General features: G+C 69.3%; 16 protein-coding genes. 5 read left to right on the top strand and 11 right to left on the bottom strand.

Features of this window, described 5'->3' with window-relative positions; translation table 11 throughout:
* Positions 1–29: 29 nt before the first annotated feature.
* Positions 30–1,298 (bottom strand): cation:proton antiporter, encoded by a 1,269-nt coding sequence (locus G9C83_RS10525; protein WP_167246099.1) that lies wholly within the window; start codon positions 1,296–1,298, stop codon positions 30–32.
* 136 nt (positions 1,299–1,434) lie between these two features.
* Here G9C83_RS10525 and G9C83_RS10520 point away from each other — a divergent pair, with 136 nt between their 5' ends.
* Positions 1,435–2,685, top strand: a complete 1,251-nt coding sequence (locus G9C83_RS10520; protein ID WP_167246098.1) for a hypothetical protein — start codon at positions 1,435–1,437, stop codon at positions 2,683–2,685.
* A 47-nt stretch (positions 2,686–2,732) separates the two neighbouring features.
* On the opposite strand, the gene G9C83_RS10515 is transcribed toward G9C83_RS10520, so the two are convergent.
* From G9C83_RS10515 to G9C83_RS10500, 4 genes are all read right to left on the bottom strand, one after another.
* Positions 2,733–3,059: a hypothetical protein gene (locus G9C83_RS10515; RefSeq protein ID WP_167246097.1), complete on the bottom strand. Its 327-nt coding sequence runs from the start codon at positions 3,057–3,059 to the stop codon at positions 2,733–2,735.
* A 75-nt stretch (positions 3,060–3,134) separates the two neighbouring features.
* Positions 3,135–3,491 (bottom strand): four-helix bundle copper-binding protein, encoded by a 357-nt coding sequence (locus G9C83_RS10510; RefSeq protein ID WP_167246096.1) that lies wholly within the window; start codon positions 3,489–3,491, stop codon positions 3,135–3,137.
* Between the two features lie 114 nt (positions 3,492–3,605).
* Positions 3,606–4,775: a zinc-dependent alcohol dehydrogenase gene (locus tag G9C83_RS10505; RefSeq protein ID WP_167247195.1), complete on the bottom strand. Its 1,170-nt coding sequence runs from the start codon at positions 4,773–4,775 to the stop codon at positions 3,606–3,608.
* A 2-nt stretch (positions 4,776–4,777) separates the two neighbouring features.
* The gene (locus tag G9C83_RS10500) at positions 4,778–5,545 is read right to left on the bottom strand and encodes an SRPBCC family protein (RefSeq protein ID WP_167246095.1); all 768 of its coding nucleotides are present in this window, start codon (positions 5,543–5,545) and stop codon (positions 4,778–4,780) included.
* A 307-nt stretch (positions 5,546–5,852) separates the two neighbouring features.
* On the opposite strand from G9C83_RS10500, the gene G9C83_RS10495 reads away from it, so the two are divergent.
* Positions 5,853–6,728, top strand: a complete 876-nt coding sequence (locus G9C83_RS10495; RefSeq protein ID WP_167246094.1) for a lamin tail domain-containing protein — start codon at positions 5,853–5,855, stop codon at positions 6,726–6,728.
* Positions 6,729–6,741: 13 nt separating this feature from the next.
* Here the strand turns inward: G9C83_RS10495 and G9C83_RS10490 are convergent, their stop codons facing one another.
* Positions 6,742–7,740 (bottom strand): AI-2E family transporter, encoded by a 999-nt coding sequence (locus G9C83_RS10490; protein ID WP_167246093.1) that lies wholly within the window; start codon positions 7,738–7,740, stop codon positions 6,742–6,744.
* A 144-nt stretch (positions 7,741–7,884) separates the two neighbouring features.
* Positions 7,885–8,274 carry a hypothetical protein gene (locus G9C83_RS10485; RefSeq protein ID WP_167246092.1) on the bottom strand — a complete coding sequence of 130 codons (390 nt, stop codon included), beginning with the start codon at positions 8,272–8,274 and terminating at the stop codon, positions 7,885–7,887.
* A 104-nt stretch (positions 8,275–8,378) separates the two neighbouring features.
* Between G9C83_RS10485 and G9C83_RS10480 the strand changes: the two genes are divergently transcribed.
* From G9C83_RS10480 to G9C83_RS10470, 3 genes are all read left to right on the top strand, one after another.
* Complete coding sequence (locus tag G9C83_RS10480; protein WP_167246091.1) at positions 8,379–9,203, top strand: GNAT family N-acetyltransferase; 825 nt, start codon at positions 8,379–8,381, stop codon at positions 9,201–9,203.
* 83 nt (positions 9,204–9,286) lie between these two features.
* A complete protein-coding gene (locus tag G9C83_RS10475; protein ID WP_167246090.1) occupies positions 9,287–9,571 on the top strand; it encodes a hypothetical protein in 285 nt (94 codons plus the stop codon).
* A 169-nt stretch (positions 9,572–9,740) separates the two neighbouring features.
* Positions 9,741–10,724, top strand: a complete 984-nt coding sequence (locus tag G9C83_RS10470; protein WP_243838024.1) for an LEA type 2 family protein — start codon at positions 9,741–9,743, stop codon at positions 10,722–10,724.
* Positions 10,725–10,925: 201 nt separating this feature from the next.
* Here G9C83_RS10470 and G9C83_RS10465 read toward each other — a convergent pair whose 3' ends face one another.
* The 4 genes from G9C83_RS10465 to G9C83_RS10450 all read right to left on the bottom strand — a co-directional run bounded on the left by G9C83_RS10465 (position 10,926) and on the right by G9C83_RS10450 (position 15,976).
* Positions 10,926–11,168: a hypothetical protein gene (locus G9C83_RS10465; protein ID WP_167246088.1), complete on the bottom strand. Its 243-nt coding sequence runs from the start codon at positions 11,166–11,168 to the stop codon at positions 10,926–10,928.
* A gap of 254 nt (positions 11,169–11,422) precedes the next feature.
* Positions 11,423–12,793 (bottom strand): FAD-dependent oxidoreductase, encoded by a 1,371-nt coding sequence (locus tag G9C83_RS10460; protein WP_167246087.1) that lies wholly within the window; start codon positions 12,791–12,793, stop codon positions 11,423–11,425.
* A 172-nt stretch (positions 12,794–12,965) separates the two neighbouring features.
* Positions 12,966–13,706 (bottom strand): bacteriorhodopsin, encoded by a 741-nt coding sequence (locus G9C83_RS10455; RefSeq protein ID WP_167246086.1) that lies wholly within the window; start codon positions 13,704–13,706, stop codon positions 12,966–12,968.
* Positions 13,703–15,976: a methyl-accepting chemotaxis protein gene (locus tag G9C83_RS10450; protein ID WP_167246085.1), complete on the bottom strand. Its 2,274-nt coding sequence runs from the start codon at positions 15,974–15,976 to the stop codon at positions 13,703–13,705. The genes G9C83_RS10455 and G9C83_RS10450 overlap by 4 nt, the downstream gene beginning before the upstream one ends.
* Between the last annotated feature and the right edge of the window lie 114 nt (positions 15,977–16,090).

Genomic DNA, 16,090 nt, shown 5'->3' with positions numbered 1-16,090 from the left:
CAGAAGTGGTTGGTGGAAATCCCGGCGGGCTACGCCTCCCCGCGGCGTTCGAGAATCGACATCACGGGCTCGGACGCGACGCCGTGGACGACGACGGAGACGAGCACGACGAACCCGACGAGCGCCCAGAGGTCCCGCAGCTGCGTGAACACCTCCTGGTTCATCGCGTACGCCAGGTAGTAGAACGAGCCGAGGCCGCGGATGCCGAAGAACGCGATACTGGCGCGCTCGTCCCACTCGATGGGCGAGCCGAGCAGTCCGAGCACGCCGGCCAGCGGCCGGACGACGAACACCAGCACCAGCCCGACCGCCGCCGCCTCCAGCGTGAGCGGGGCGAGCAGCCCGGTGGCGAGCGCGCCCCCGAACAGCGTGACGAGCAGCGCCATCGCGAGCCGCTCGACGACCTCCGAGAAGTCGTGCAGCGCCTGATTGTACTTCCCGGACTGCTCGTTGTGGCGGATGACGACCGCGCCGACGAAGACGGCGATGAAGCCGTACCCCTGCACGAGCTCCGTCAGCCCGTAAATCAGGAGCGTCACGCCGAGCACCTCGGTTCCCTCGACGGCCCGGGCGAGGCGCGTCGTCGGCGAAAAGTCGAACAGCACCTTCGAGAAGAGGTAGCCGAGGACCGCGCCCGCGACCACGCCGACGACGATCTTGTAGACGACGTACGTCGCCAGCCACTCCCCGACCCAGTCGGTGCCGGTGAACCCAGCGCCGGCGGCGAGAATCGCGGCGTACGTGAACGGGAACGCCAGCCCGTCGTTGCAGCCCGCTTCGGAGGTGAGCGCGAACCGAATCTCGTGTTCGTGCTCGGCGTCCTCGGCGTCGTCGTCGGCGTCGTCGGTCCCCTCGCCGGGGGGCCCGACCTGCACGTCCGAGGCCAGCACGGGGTCGGTGGGCGCGACGACCGCGCCGAGGAGGAGGGCGGACGCGGGCACGATGCCCAGCGCCCACCAGCCGAGCAGCGCCGCGCTCGCGATGGTCAGCGTCATCGTCACCGCCAGCAGCCGCCACGTCGTCGACCACGTCCGCAGCGAGAACGGCCGGTCGAGCTTCAGTCCCGCGCCCATCAGCGAGACGACGACGATGAACTCCGCGAACTTCTCGGCGAGGTAGCCGTGCGCGAGTGGACTCGGGTCGGGCATCTGGAGCGGCAGCGAGAACGCTATCGCGCCGAGCGCGACGAAGACGATGGGCGGCGTGAGGTAGCTATCGGAGAGGAGCTCCGGGAGTACCGCCGCCGCGAGCGCCGCGACGCCGACTATCGTCAGCGCGAGGACGTAGAGCTCCACCATCGTGTGATTGGGACGTCACATCCCGGGTTAGGCTGTCTGCCTGCACTCGCCCGGTGTCAAAGCCGTCCGGCGAGACCGGTCAGCGGCCCGTTCCGCCACGTGGCGTTAAGTGTTCTCGCGGCGAACTGCCATCGTAGTGAACAGTTCCGGGTCGGACCACCGCGAGGACCGCGCGCTGGTCGCCGCCGAGCGCGAGGGGGCCGCGGACCTGCGAGTGGACGTGGGCGTCCTCGTCGCGCACGCGCCCGGGACCGATGCGGACAGCCTCGAATCGTTCGCCTCGCAGGCCGCCACGGACGCAGTCGACGAACTGGCGGCCGCGTCCGACGTGTCGTGGCGGTTCTACCTCGAAACGCCCGCGCGGCTCTCGGACCACGACCAGCGCCGGCCCTCCGAGTTTCTCGACCGCGCCACCCACCGGATGGTCGAGGGGGCGTACGACGTCGTGGTCGTGGTGACCGACGTGCCGCTGGTCTCCAGCCGAGAGCGCTTCGTCCCCGGGCTGGCGTCGCCGCTGTCCCGGGTCGCGGTGGTCTCCACGCGGGACCTACGGAGCGCGCCCCGCGGCGAACCCCGCCGCCCGCTCGACGCGGCGAGCGTGCGCTGGAACGGCGCGACGCTGCTCGTCCACCTCCTCGGGCACGTCTTCGGCGCGCGCCACGGCGACGCCGACGGCGGCGCGATGGAGCCGTTCGAGTTCGACCCACAGCGACGCGCGGTGCCGCCCGTGGACGCCGACGTCGAGTCCTCGCTCCGCCGGGTCGCGGGCGAGATTCCCGCCGCCGAGGCGCGCCCGCGGGGCGTGCTCTCGCGGCTCGCGTTCCACGCGCGGAGCGCCGCGCGCAACCCCCGGGAGGTCGCTCGAACGCTCGTCGACAGCCGCGCGCCCCTGCTGCCGCTGTCGCTGCCGAAGCTCTCGACGGCGGCCGTGACGCCGACGCTCGTCATCGTCTTCAGCGCCGAGTCCTGGGACGTCGGGTTCCACATGAGCGACGCCACCGCCGTGCTGTTCGCGGCCGCGAGCGTGCTCGCCGCGGCCGTCTACCTCCTGTTCGCGCAGAACCTCTCGTTCCCGCGGAAGCGCCACGACCTCGTCACCGAGCACACGGCGCTCGTCAACGTCACGGTGTTCCTGGTGCTCGTGCTCGCGATGCTCGGGCTGTTCGCGCTCGTCTGGGGCATCATCCTGCTCGTCGAACTGGTGGTGTTCCCGCCGAACCTGATGTCGAACTGGCCGAGCATCGAAGAGCCCGCCGTCGGGGTCGTCGACCTCGTGCGGACGGGCGCGTTCATCAGCACCATCGGCGTGCTGTCGGGCGCGCTCGCGGGCGGCCTGGAGAACCGGACCGTCGTCAGCCACCTCGCGCTGTTCCTCGATCGCCCCTGACTACCCGTCGCTGGGCGGCTTCACTCGTCACTCTGGGGTGGGATGGCTCACGAATCCCCGTGTTCGTCCGCGGACGTGCCGTCCATCTCCGGGTCGTTGCGCAGCTGCCGAACCAGGTTCATGTGCATGAGGTGGAGGTGCATCCCGATGCCGAACAACAGCAGCCCCATGCCGACGAAGATGAGCGGCGTGAGCATCGCCTCGACGGCGCTCGCGAGCGAGTCGGTGTTCTGGGGCAGGACGACGACGGCCGCGAGGACGAACGCAGTGAGGATGACGCCGAGCCCCGCTCTGACGAGCCGGGAGTAGTGGCCGAGTTGCTGCAGGCGTTCCTCGATTCGAGTCGTGCTCGTTCCGCCGTCGTCTGAACTCATCTGTGTTGGTAGCTGACTACGGTGTCCGCACCGGCCGAGCACTGGAACGACGTGGCGCGGGTTTCCGAGCGTAGTTTAGCTGCTGGCCATTCGTCGGCAGGACTCGGCGCACTCCTCGAGGACCTCCGCGCAGACCTGGCAGTGGTCGGCGTCGTGGCGGTCGCACTCCTCGGCGCACTCCTCGCAGGCGCCCGCACAGGCCTGGGCGAGCTGGGTGCTGTAGTTCGAACTCCGCGCCATGAAGCGCGCGTGCAGGGACGTGAGGTCCGCGACGTCCCGACAGAGGCGGGCGCACTCCTCCATGTCGGCGTCGCCGAGGCACTCGTCCGCGCACCACTCGCAGACCTCGGCGGCCTCGTTGCAGATCTCGATGCACTCGCGCTGTTCGTCGCTCAGGCTGTCGATCTTCGAGACGGTCTCTGAGAGGGACATTTCAACAGAGACAACGACGGGGAAGTACGTGAACGGCTCCCCCTGCCACTGAAAGGGGTTGACCCGTTCGGGGGGTAGCGGGACCTCACCACCGTCGGTGGTGGGCCGCCGCGGTCACGGCTTCAGTATCGACTTGATGCAGCCGTCCGCCTTGTCGTTGAACTTCTGGTACATGTCGGGGCCGTCCTGCAGGGACCCCTCGTGGGTGACGACGAACGACGGGTCGATGTCGCCGTCCTCGATCTTCTCGAGCAGGGGGTCGAGGTAGCGCTGGACGTGGGTCTGGCCGGTCTTCACGGTGAGGGACTTGTTCATCAGCGCGCCGAACGGGACGCTGTCGACGTCCCCGAGGTAGACGCCGGGGACGGAGAGCGTGCCGCCCTTCCGGCAGCACTTGATCGCCTCGCGGAGGACGTACCCGCGGTCGTGGGCCATCTTCGCCTGCTGCTTCACGCGGTCCGCGGTCGAGGTCAGACCCATGCCGTGGGCCTCGGTGCCGACCGCGTCGATGCAGCGGTCGGGGCCGCGGTCGCCCGTCAGCTCCATCAGGCGGTCGTAGACGTCCTCGTGCTCGAAGTTGATGGTCTCCGCGTCGCCGTACTCGGCGGCCATCTCGAGGCGTTCCTCGACGCGGTCGATAGCGACGACGCGGTCCGCGCCGAGCATCTCCGCGCTCTGGATGGCGAACTGCCCGACGGGGCCACAGCCCCACACCGCGACCGTGTCGTTGGCCTCGATGTCGGCGTTCTCGGCGGCCATGTAACCGGTCGGGAAGATGTCCGAGAGGAACAGCACTTCCTCGTCGTCCATGTCGGAGTTGACCTTGACCGGGCCGACGTCGGCGTACGGCACGCGGAGATACTCGGCCTGCCCGCCGGCGTACCCGCCGAGCATGTGGGAGTACCCGAGCAGGCCAGCGGGCGACTGCCCCATCGCCTGCCGTGCGAGCTCCGCGTTCGGGTTTGAGTTGTCGCACAGCGAGTAGAGGTCCTGGTTGCAGAACCAGCACGCGCCGCAGCTGACCGTGAACGGGACGACGACGCGGTCGCCGGCTTCGAGCGTCTCCACGTCGTCGCCGGTCTCGACCACGACGCCCATCGGCTCGTGTCCGATGACGTCGCCCTCCCGCATCGACGGCATCTTGCCGTTGTAGAGGTGGAGGTCCGAGCCGCAGATGGCAGTCGCCGTGATCTCGACGATAGCGTCGCTGGGGTTGATGATTTCGGGCTCGGGCACCTCCTCGACGCGGACGTCCTTCTCGCCGTGCCAGGTGAGCGCTTCCATCGTCACACCAGATCACCCTCGCCACGAGCGGAGGGGTTGCCGTCCTTCGTCGTCGGAATTTCGCCGGTCTCCGCGAGGCTCTTGAAGCGGTTGAGCGCGGTGCCGACGAGCATCTCCGGGGCGACGTCGAGGCGCTCCAGGGCGGCGTTCCCGACGCTGCCGCCGGGCGGGTCGAAGCGGATCGAGAGCGTCACGACGGTGCCGCGGTCGCCGGGCGCGGGCGTGAACCGCACCGACCCCTCGTTGGGGACGGTGGCGTCCTCGCCGGTCCCCCAGCGGAGGGTCTCGCCGGGCTCTTCCTCGACGACGTCCGTCTCCCAGGAGACGTCCTTGCCGCGGGGACCGTGGACGGTCCACTCGAGGCGTCCGTCGTCGGTCTCGGCGAGGTCCGCGAAGTGCCCGACGACGCGGGAGAACTGCTCGGGGTCCCGCCACATCTCGTACAGCTCGTCGGCGGGCCGCCCGACGACGACGGAGCGGCTGAACGCCGTCTCCTCGTCGCCGCCGCCGAGACCGGTCCGCGACTCGACCATCGTCCTGATGCGGGCGTTCTCGCCGAGCGACGTCGACAGGAGCGCGCCGCCGACGAGCGCCGTCGCCGCGCCGCGCAGCGACCGCTGCTGGAGGCCGCGGACGACGAGCGCCGTCCCGGCCACCCCCAGGAGCGGGCGTTTCAGCCGGTCGAAGTCGAGCCCGTTTCGCTCGCGGCGCGGCGCCGCCGGTGGCGTCTCTCCTCGCGTGCTGTCCGGGTCTGGTGGCTGTCTCTCCATTTGAAACGTGGGTCGTAGTGGTTGCTCGCAGCGGGTGCGCGACGACCGAACGGTCGGTGACGATACACGGTCTCACGAGGAACCACGGCAATCGCGGGGCTGGCGTTTGTGCCTGCACACACAGGAGCTATATACCGAGCGCAGGGCGGCTACGACGTAGCTGGGGGCGCAGATTCGGACGGCGGCTGTTAGGCCGGGCGAACGGACGGCGTAAGCGCGGGCTACGGCGAGTAGCGCGGCAGTACTCGCGGCGGAGTCGCGAAACGGTACCAATAGTTAACCGGCGCACTGCCGTGTAGCAATTGGCATGTCCGGGAACTCCGACCGCGCCGCGTGGCAGGTCACGACCGACCGCGAACAGATACGCCAGTGGGCGGACGGCCACGACGTGGTGCCGCTGCGCGCCGAGGGGACGGACGGCAACGACCTGCGGCTGCTCTCGGAGCCAGAGGACGGCCGCGGCGAGCCGCTGTCCTGGGACGAGTTCTTCGAGCGCTTCGACGCGCGGTCGCTGGCGCTCCGGTACCGGGAGACGGACACCCGGGGACAGGGCCAGCCGGCCTACGAGTTCGTCGACCGGGACGAGATCGTGGACGAGGCCGTCGAGGGACAGGAGACGCCCGGCAACGTCGAGGCGCACACTCACGAGGACGACCGGGGCGACGTCAGTGACGACCAGCCGACGCCTCCCGGGAACGAGGGCAGCGGCGCCACGCAGGTCGACAGCGAGACGGTCGCTCGTAGCGGCGACTCCGCGAGGCACGAGGACACGCCGACCACGGACGCGGACGACGACGCCGCGGACCGGGAGACGGACACGGCGATGTCGGGGTCGTCGCACGGCGCCGAGCTCGGCGCGTTCGTGCTCGACGAGATTCACGAGACGCACGGGCTCACGGACGGCGTCGACGAGGAGTACGTGACGTTCCGGAACACGAGCGAGGACGCCCTGGACCTCTCGGAGTGGGTCGTGGAGAACGACGACGGCGAGCGGTTCGTCTTCCCGGAGGGGTTCGAGCTCGACGCCGGACAGCACGTCACGCTGCACAGCGGCAGTGGAGCCGACAGCGAGACGGACGTCTACTGGGGCGCCGACAGCGAGGTCTGGGACGACGCGGGCGACACCATCACCGTCAGGACGCCGGACGGCCGGGAGGTGATACAGGAGCCGTACGGGAAGTGAGTGCCCGTCAGGGTCAGGTCATCTCGTTGGCGTCGAACTCCTCGGCGAACGCGTCCACGGTCGCGCGCAACATCCCGATGATGACGGGGCCGAAGAAGATGCCCATGACGCCGATGACGTAGATGCCGCCGAGCACGCCGATGATGATGACGCTGGGGTTGATCTGCGCGTACCGGTCGACGATGATGGGCCGGAGGTAGTCGTCGGAGACACCGACGACGACGGTCCCCCACAGCGCCAGTCCGACGGCCATCACGGTCTGCCCGTTCGCGAAGAGGTAGATGACGGCGGGCCCCCACACGAGGAACGAGCCGACGACCGGCAGCAGGGAGAGCACGGTCATCACGACCGTCCAGAACGTGGCGTTCGGGATGCCGGTCGCTATCAGACCGATGCCCGCGAGCAGGCCCTGCACGATAGCGACGAGGACGTGCCCGAGCAGGACCGCCTTCATGATGTGGTCGAATTCGTCGTAGAGGTCGCTCTGCGTGTCGTCGGACAGCGGCATCCGGTCGTGTAGCCACGAGAAGAACGCCTCGCGGTCCTTCAGGAAGTAGAACAGCAAGAAGAGCGTGAGCCCGACGCCGATGAGGACGTGCGTGACCGCGCCGAAGACGTTCACGACGCTGTCGAATTGGACGCCGCCGGTCGCGGACTGGAGCGCGCTAGTGATGTCGACGTCTATCCCCACGAGGGCCTGGATGCGGTCCTCGGCGCCCGAGAACGTGACTTCGCCCTCGCGGATCGCCCGCCCTATCGCGATGGCGTCGGCGGCCGTCACGCGGACGACGTACAGCAGCGGCAGGACGACCGTCACCGACGCGAGCGCGACGAGGACAGTCGCCGCCCGTGACGGGCTCAGCCGCCGCTCCAGTCGCTCCTGCGCGGGCAGGAAGACGACCGTGAGGACCAGCGCCAGGAGGAAGAACTGGAGGAACGGGAGCACGAACGCGACGCTCAGCGCGAGCAGCGCGAGGACGACCACCAGGAGCACGCCGCGGGTGTAGTTCATACCACGTGCACACGGCGCAGTCGGAAAAATCACTGCTCGAATCCGGCGCGTAAGGCGCGTATACCTGCGCTTTGTCGTTTCTAACCTAAATGGACGGCGGCAGGTGTGGGTGGTGAACCGCGCCGGGCGTACCGCGGCGGGTCGTCACATGTCCGAGGCGCCGCTGTCGGTGACGTCGTCCTGCGTGCCCTCCTCGAGCTGTTCGAGGTCCCGGCCCTCGTTGTACTCGTCGTTCGTGCCCGCGGGGCCGCTGAGCTCGCGGTAGAGCACTTCGCGGGCCTCTTCGGGCGTCTCGAAGCGCTCGTCGACCAGCCGGTCGAAGACGCTGCCGAGGCTCTCGGTCTCGTTCGGGAGGTCGAGGGGTTCGTCGGCGTACTCCGCGGCGAGCTCCTCGCTCGTCGTCGGGTACTTGTCCTCGTCCAGCAGGCCGTCCACGCGGTTCACGATGTTCTCGACGTGCTCGCTGCGCTCGTGCTGGCGGTCCCTGGCGCTGTCCTGTACGCTGCTGACGTCGGGTTCGTCGTCCTGAGCCATCACTCGGACGTTCGGTCCACAGTTGGAAAGGTCTCGTGGGGGCTCAGCGGTGCACTACGTGTGCTGCCCGGTTGCTTATCCGTGATACCGTCGAACGATACGACATGACACTTCGAGAACCCTCGGCGGCCGACGCGGAGCGAATCGGCGAACTCGTCGAGAGTTCGATGACGACGTCGTTCAGCCTCAGCCCCCAGCAGATCGAGCGAATCGCCGAGGCCGGGTTCGACGAGGACGCCGTCACCGAGAAGCTCGACAGCGAAGAGACGCTCGTGCGCGTCGCGGAGACCAGCGAGGACGTCGAGACGGAGACCGTCGTCGGGTACGTCGAGGGTCAACTCGACGGCGAGTGGGGCGAACTGCGGTGGTTGTTCGTCGACCCCGAGCACCGCGGGAAGGGTATCGGGACGGAGCTGTTCGAGTCGATGCGCGACGCGCTCGAAGACGCGGGCGCCTCGGAGGTCCGGGCGACCACGCTGGAGGCGAACACGGAGGGCCCGCAGTTCTTCGAGCGGTTCGGCCTCGAGCAGGCCGACGAGCGCGAGGTCGAGGTCGGCGACGAGTCGCTCGTCGAGCGCGTGTACGTGGCGTCGTCGGCGGACGTGGAGACCGACGACGAGCACGGCGAGCGCGAGACGCCCGCCGACATGGACCTCCCCGGGACGGAGACAGAGGGCGAGACGACGACGGCGACGACCGAGGACGGCCAGCGGGTAGTCGTCTCACGCGAGGAGCACGAGTCGGGGACGGAAGCGCCGTTCTTCGCCGCGTACACCGACGAGAGCCGCGACGAGCAGTACGGCTTCTACTGCGGGAACTGCGGGTCGCTGGACGTCACGATGGACGACACCGAGCGGCTGAACTGCCCCGAGTGCGGGAACGCTCACGCCGCGCGGTCCGACCAGTCCTACGACGACTCCTACCTCTGAACGCGGCCCGAAGCCGCCCGTTCACCCCCACGCCTTCGCTCGCCGGCCGCACGACTTTCCGAGTCTGGCGCGAACACGACGACATGGACCACCTCGAACTCGCGCGCACGAACCTCCGCCGGGCCAGCGAACGGGCGTCCGGGCCGGTCCACACGCAACTAGACTCGCTGTTGAGCGGCATCGGAAGCGAGGACGAGCGGGACACGACTCGCGACGGCTCGGACTCGACGGTCGACCGCATCGCGGAGGTCCGGGACAAGCTCGAATCCCTCGAAGGAGAGATTGAAGACCCGGAGACGCAGTCGTCCGTGGACGACGCCAGCGAGCACCTCCGGGAGTACATGGAGGAACACCCGCACGGGGAGTGAGCGGGAGCCGCGGCTCGTCGGGTGGCGTTCGAGCCAGCGGCGTAGCTCCCGAGCCGCCGCTCTCCCGGGAATAAGTGGCTTTCCGCTGCCACGAGGTCACGGAAGCACATCCACGGCCTAGGCTGGGCACGATATGAACCTCAACCGGAGGCGGGTCGCCGTTCTCGTCTTGGTCGGATTCCTGGTCGTGGCAGCGGTCTACGGGTTCCTCGTCTTCGAGCGGCCGAGCGTCGAGTCTGTCGACAACGAGTGGGGGACCGTCGAGGAGAACCGCACCGAGGTCGAGACGGAGATCACGGTCGACAACCCGTGGTTGCTCGGGGTCGCCGACAGCGCGGCGAACGTCAAGTACACGGTCGCGCTGAACGACGTCGTCTTCGCCACGGAGGAGGAGAAGCGGGTGAGCCTCGGCGACGACGACACCCTCACGACGTCGACGTGGGTGAACAACGACCGGATTCCGGAGTGGTGGGTGACGCACGTGAACAACGACGAGACGACGACCGTCACGGTCGACCCGTCCGTCGTGGTCCGCTTCGCCGGCGTGAAGCTGCCGGCGGAGTCCCTGACCCGGAACCGGACGTTCCAGACCGACCTGCTCGCACCGCTCCAGACGGAGGAGACGCGCCGGTTCTCGGCGTACGGCCGGACGGTCTTCGTCGTCAACGAGACGAACGCGCAGTGGGGGCAGGCGACCACCGAACGGACGCCCGTCAACGCGTCGGCCACGGTGACGAACTCGCTCCCGGTCCCCGTCCCGGTCACCGAGGTCCAGTACACCGTCCGGATGAACGGCGTCGTCGTCGGGACCGGCCAGGCCGCCGAGCAGACGGTAATCCCGGCGGAGAGCACGCGGACGCTCGAAGCCCGCGCGTTCATCGACAACTCGAAGCTGGACGAGTGGTGGGTGACCCACCTGCGGAACGACCAGACGACGCGGATGTCCGTCGCGTTCGACGCGACGGTCCGGTACGGCGGCGTCGAGCGGACGCTCCCCCTGGAGTTCCTCTCCTACAACCGGACGTTCCAGACCGACGTGTTCGGGTCTGCGTCGACCGGGAACCAGTCCGAGTCGCGGGGCGCACTCCCCGACGAACTGTCGGCCTCACCGGGGAGCCACCGTTCGCCAGCCGTGGCTGCCACCAGATGGTAGCGGCGCGGCTCAGTGACGACCGCCGTTCGGAACGTCGGTGTAGAAGGCTGGCCTCGGTACTCATAGGGCTCGTCGTCCCGCGGGAGCCACCCCGGGTCGGCCCGGTGGCGTCGTCATCGGCCGCGTAGACGTACTGGGGCCACGGACAAGAGGATTCCGAGCGTGGTCGCTCGCCGGCGGAACGCAGCGGGAGCGAGGCAGTCAGACGCCGTCCGGCATCGCGTGGTTCGCGTCGTCGGCGAGATTGCGGAGGCGGTCGCGGTGTCCCGCGTCGAACTGGGACTGACACCGTGCGACCCACGACCCGGGGAGGTCGTCGTGCGTTCGGTCCGCGCCGTCGTCCGCCGACAGCGTCGCCCGCGGGGCGGTCTCTGCGGGTGACGGTTCCGGCCGCGTCTCGGTGTTCGGTTCCGGTTCGGTCGTCCGTGTGGTGTGTGTGCTCACGTTTGGGGTGCGGGTAGAGTCGGTCTGAAGGCTGTACGGCCGGGAAGGAGTTACTCGCGTACAGGTACGACCGACATGACGTGTCCCCTACTGCGACGAGGAATGTAATAAATGTTCCTGTGCGATTCCGGTGCTCGAAGTGGACGCGAGTCAGTCAGTGACGAACGGCGACCGTGTCTCGAACCCAGTCGGGTCGCCCAGAATCGCGGGCAGAACACTAGCGCAAACGCGCGGACGACGCGACGCGGAGCCGGTCAGTCGTCGGCCTCTGCGGTGGCGTCCTCGGCGTCGCCGCGCGGGAAGTTCTCGATAGTGGCGTCGCGGAACGCCTCCTCGTCGAACTCGTGGTCGTCGTCGAAGAACTCCAGGAGCTGTTCGGTGTCCCGCATCGCGTTCTTCAGGCACGTGGAGGCGCCCGGCGAGGGCGTGATGTTGAAGATGACGCCGTCGCCCGTGATCTTGGCTTCGCCCATGTCGAGGGACTTCGCCTCGGTGTCGACGATCTGCGGGCGGACGCCGCCGTAGCCCTTCGCGCGCTCGATGTCGTCGAGCGTCGCGCTCGGGACGACCTTCTGGACCTCGGGGAGGAACGTGCGCTTCCCGATCTCGGGGACGTCGTAGACGAGGTTGCGGACGACGTACGGGAAGAGGATGCGGTCCGCGAGGATGTTCGCGTAGCTCAGGAACGAGTCGACGTTCAGCCCGAACACGTCGAAGAAGTCGCCGACCGTCTCGATGCGGCCGCGTTCGAGCGTCGGCACGAGCTTCGCGGTCGGGCCGAAGCGCGTGATGGAGGCGTCGTGGACGTCGGCGTCGCCGTGGACGGCGGCGAACGGGAGCTTCTTCATCTGGAGGGTGTACACCTTCCCGTTGAGGAAGTCCTCCGCCAGGAAGAAGCTACCCGCGACCGGGAGCAGGCTCATGTTCTCGCCGTAGCCCATCTCCTTGGCGATCTGGAGGCTGTGCGAGCCCGCGGCGACGACCGCGACATCGCTCTCAAACCAGCCGTCGTCGGTCTCCACGAGGAACTCGTCGCCGGTGTCGTTGATCTCCTCGACCTCGGTGCCGGTGTAGACGTCGACGCCGTCGACCTCCTCGGCCTCCTCGACGAACGACTGCGCGGTCATGCCGTAGTCGACGACGTAGCCGTCCGGCGTCTGGAGCGCGAGCATCTCCTTGCCGGGGTCCCGGCCCTCGACGACCTTCGGTTCGAGGTCGGCGATCTCCTCGCGGCCGATGGCCCGCAGCTTCGGGTAGAGGTCGCCGAAGCCCTCCTCGTGGTAGCGGGACTCGAGCTTCTGGACCTCCTCGTCGCCGACCCCGAGGACCATCTTCGAGCGCTTGCTGTGCATCTCGCGGTCGGCGTCGACGTTCTCGAGGTAGCCGGCGAGCAGCTCCGCGCCCTCCTTGACTTCCTCGGCCTTCTCCAGGGTGTAGTTCGTCTCGATGTCCCCGAAGTGGAGGGTCTGGGAGTTGTTCGTGCTGTGGGAGTTGATAGCCGCGATCTCGTCTTCTTTCTCCACGAGCGCGATGTCCTCGATGTCCGTGAACTTCGCGGCCGTGTACAGCAGCGAAGCCCCGCTGATACCTCCGCCGACGATGAGTAAGTCGTATTCGTCTCTCATACTTTGAGTGCTCCCGCGCGCCAGTCGTACGTTGCGAGGGTTGCGATTCGGCTACTTAACTCTCCCTTTCCACGGCCAGAACGGACACCCGCCGGTCGTCGGAAAACGACAACAGCGCGCGTGATTGGATAATTTTCGCCGGAAGGACGCCACGTGACGAAGAAGGGTTTCGTCAGTCGTCGTCCACGGCGGGCGCCTCCACCGTCCCCGACGACGCAGGCGCGTCCGAGCGCTCGCTCGCGGGAGCGGCCACGCGGTCGATGGCGTCCGCGCCGAGCACCGCGAACGCGACGAACCCGACCTTGCTGATGAAGTCGAGATAGACCACGACGATGGCCTCCATCTCCGGCTGGAGGACGCCGACGCCGGTCGGCGCGAGCACCCACACGACCGGGTACAGCGTCCACAGCACGACGGTGAGGTTCCGCAGCGTCGTGAACGTCGCGTCGACGCGCGGGTCCGCGTCCCCGCCGAGCGCCGCGGGCAGCGTGTACAGCAGGCCGTACAGCAGCCCGGCGTACGCGACGCAGCCGACCGCGTAGAACGCCCACTTCTCGGGCGCCGGCACGAGCGCGGCGCCGACGCCGGCCGCGATGACGACGACGTCGACGGCGACGAGCGCGACGTACGCCCGCCGGCTCGGCCGCGACAGCATCGCGAGGTAGAGCACGAGCAGCGGCGTCGTCGCCAGCCAGTCGGCGTACCGCGCGAGCTGGACGGTCACGCCGTCCACGACGAGCGAGCCGACGCCGAGCGCCATCAGCGCGTACGCGACCGCGGCGATGCCGGTGACGCCCGCGAGCACGGCGTCGAAGCGGCGGTGGCTGGGGTTCCGAATCGCGTCCCGAATCGGGAACAGCGTGCCGAGGGCCATGCCGACGGCGCCCACCCAGAACCACGTCTCGGGCGTCACTGCAGCTCACCCCCGTCGCCGCGGGCGTCGAAGTCCGAGAGCAGGTCCTCCAGGGTGACCGCGCGCTCCGCGAGCTCGGCGGCGGCGTCCCCGACCTCCGAGAGCGTCTCCGTCTGCTCGTCCGCCGCGTCCGCGACGTCCGTCGACTGCGCGGCGGTCTCCTCGCTGATGCTCGCGACCTCGTCGACCGCCGACGCCACCCGGGAGGCGGCCTCGGCCTGTCGGTCGGTGGCGTCCCGGATCTCGCCCGCGGCGGAGTCCGTCTGCGCGACGAACTCCACGACGTCGTCGAGCGCCTCGGCGGTCTCGTCGACCGTCGCGCGGCCGTCCGCGACGTGGCCGCTGGTCTCCCGCATCTCGTCGGCGACCTCGCTCACCTGCTCCTGGAGGTCCACGAGGCGGTCCTCGACGTCCTGGGCGGCGGCGTGGGACTCCTCCGCGAGGCTCTTGACCTCGTCGGCGACCACCGCGAAGCCGTCGCCCTCCGCGCCAGTGCGTGCGGCCTCGATGGACGCGTTCAGCGCGAGCATGTTCGTCTGCTCGGCGATGTCCGCGATGACGTCGACGACCTCGCCCACGTCGTCCATCTCGCCGTCGAGGTCGTCCATCGCGTCCGCGGCCGCCGCGGCCTCCTCGGCGACCTCGTCCATCGTCGCGACCGCGTCGTCCGCGGCGTCCTGTCCGTCCTCGACCGCGTCCGCCGCCTGCCCCGCGGTGTCGGCCAGCGACGCGACCGTCTCGGCGACCTCCTCGGCGCTCGCGGAGAGGTCGTCGACCTCGCCCGCGACCTCGTGGAGGCGCTCGGTCTGCTCGGTCGCGCCGTCCGAAATCTCGTCCACGGCGCCGGAGACGTCCGCGCTGGCGTCCATCGCGTCCGTCGCGCCGTCGTCGACCCGCGTGGCCGCCGTCGAGACGTGGTCCGCGAACGACGACGCGGCGGCGACGCTGTCCTCGATGTCGTCGAGCATCGCGTTCAGCGACCGGCCGACCCGCGCCATCGCGTCGTGCTCGCGGTCCGCGTCGACGCGCCGCGTCAGGTCGCCGCCGGCGACCGCCGTCATCGCGTCGTCGTAGTCCGCGGCCGCCGATTCCAGCGCGCGAGCCGTCTCCTGTGCGGCCTGGCGGGCTCGCTCGGCTTCCTCGCGCTGGGCCTCGGCCTCCTCGCGGGCCGCCTCCGCGTCCGCCTTCGCGGCCTCGGCGTCGGTCAGGGACGCCGACAGCGAGTCACGCATCCGACGGAACGATCCGGCGAGCGTCCCGAACTCGTCGTTCCGGTTGGTCTCGATGGTGGTGTCGAGGTCGCCGTCGGCCATCTCGTCGGCGCGCGCCGACAGCTGGCGCAGCGAGATCACGGTCGTCGACCCGAGCGTCACGCCGACGAGCGCGAGGCTCACCACCGTGAGGAGGATGAGCCCGACGACGCTGGACGCGACGTAGTCGCCGAGCGCGAACGCCTGGCTCGCGGGCGCGTGCACCATCACCGTCCAGTCCGCGCCGGCGACGGGCGCGGCCGCCATCACGGTGCCGCCGTTGTTCACGAACGTCGACTCCGACAGCGAGCGTTCGAGCATCGACTCGCTGCCGTCGTGGCTCGCGAGCACCTGCGAGGCGTCCGTGTGCGCGACGTTCGTCCCCTCGCTGTTCACGACGACGGTGTGGCTGCCGTCGACGACCTCGCCGAACCCGCTCGTGAGCGCGTTCACGCTCACCACGTAGACGAGGTGCTTCTCCGACGCGCCCTCGACCGGCGACAGCACCGCGACGACCGGCGAATCCGCGCCCGCGACCTCGTACGGCGCCGTCACCGCGACGTCGTCTGTGCCCTCGAACGCGGGCGGGTCGGTGGCGTACGCCTCGCCGCGCTCGGCGGCGTCCGCGCCGACCGCGTCGTCGCTGGAACTCTCGACGATGCGGCCCTCGGCGGCGTCGTAGTAGTGGACCGCGGTGACGCCCTCGGGCAGCGAGTCGCTGGCCGCGAGGTCGTCGAGGAACCCCGCGATTCGAGTGTTGTCGCCGGACGACAGCGCCGGCCGCGTGGACGCGAGCCGCGTCTGGCCGCGCACGTTGTCGAGGAACGCGTCCAGTTGTGCGGCGCGAGCGTCCGCGTTCGCGGACAGCTCCGTGCGCACGTCGTCCTGCAGCTGGTCGTTCGTCTGCTGGTACACCATCGCGCCGACGCCGACCGCGATGGCGACGACGACGAGCAGCGCCACCGCGAGCTTCGCGGCGTAACTCCCCCTGACTCGTTCGAACTGGCGGGCTAACCCCATCTTCCTCCCTCTCGTCTCCGGGACGAGACAAAAGGGTTGGCCCCCGATTTTCGCTCGTGATACTGTCTCGCGGCGAGTCTCGCCGGTTGGACGTTCGGGGTATCGACGCGACGG

It is taken from the genome of Halobacterium sp. R2-5 (assembly GCF_011734195.1).
Lineage (GTDB): Archaea > Halobacteriota > Halobacteria > Halobacteriales > Halobacteriaceae > Halobacterium.
The sequence above is the reverse complement of the archived record's forward strand: the minus strand, read 5'-3'. Positions and strand labels throughout refer to the sequence as shown.

What these genes read in the sequence shown, in the direction of transcription:
- G9C83_RS10525 (WP_167246099.1), bottom strand. Translation starts at nt 1,298, where the DNA reads ATGGTGGAGCTCTACGTCCTCGCGCTGACGATAGTCGGCGTCGCGGCG.
- G9C83_RS10515 (WP_167246097.1), bottom strand. Translation starts at nt 3,059, where the DNA reads ATGAGTTCAGACGACGGCGGAACGAGCACGACTCGAATCGAGGAACGC.
- G9C83_RS10510 (WP_167246096.1), bottom strand. Translation starts at nt 3,491, where the DNA reads ATGTCCCTCTCAGAGACCGTCTCGAAGATCGACAGCCTGAGCGACGAA.
- G9C83_RS10505 (WP_167247195.1), bottom strand. Translation starts at nt 4,775, where the DNA reads ATGGAAGCGCTCACCTGGCACGGCGAGAAGGACGTCCGCGTCGAGGAG.
- G9C83_RS10500 (WP_167246095.1), bottom strand. Translation starts at nt 5,545, where the DNA reads ATGGAGAGACAGCCACCAGACCCGGACAGCACGCGAGGAGAGACGCCA.
- G9C83_RS10495 (WP_167246094.1), top strand. Translation starts at nt 5,853, where the DNA reads ATGTCCGGGAACTCCGACCGCGCCGCGTGGCAGGTCACGACCGACCGC.
- G9C83_RS10490 (WP_167246093.1), bottom strand. Translation starts at nt 7,740, where the DNA reads ATGAACTACACCCGCGGCGTGCTCCTGGTGGTCGTCCTCGCGCTGCTC.
- G9C83_RS10485 (WP_167246092.1), bottom strand. Translation starts at nt 8,274, where the DNA reads ATGGCTCAGGACGACGAACCCGACGTCAGCAGCGTACAGGACAGCGCC.
- G9C83_RS10480 (WP_167246091.1), top strand. Translation starts at nt 8,379, where the DNA reads ATGACACTTCGAGAACCCTCGGCGGCCGACGCGGAGCGAATCGGCGAA.
- G9C83_RS10475 (WP_167246090.1), top strand. Translation starts at nt 9,287, where the DNA reads ATGGACCACCTCGAACTCGCGCGCACGAACCTCCGCCGGGCCAGCGAA.
- G9C83_RS10460 (WP_167246087.1), bottom strand. Translation starts at nt 12,793, where the DNA reads ATGAGAGACGAATACGACTTACTCATCGTCGGCGGAGGTATCAGCGGG.
- G9C83_RS10450 (WP_167246085.1), bottom strand. Translation starts at nt 15,976, where the DNA reads ATGGGGTTAGCCCGCCAGTTCGAACGAGTCAGGGGGAGTTACGCCGCG.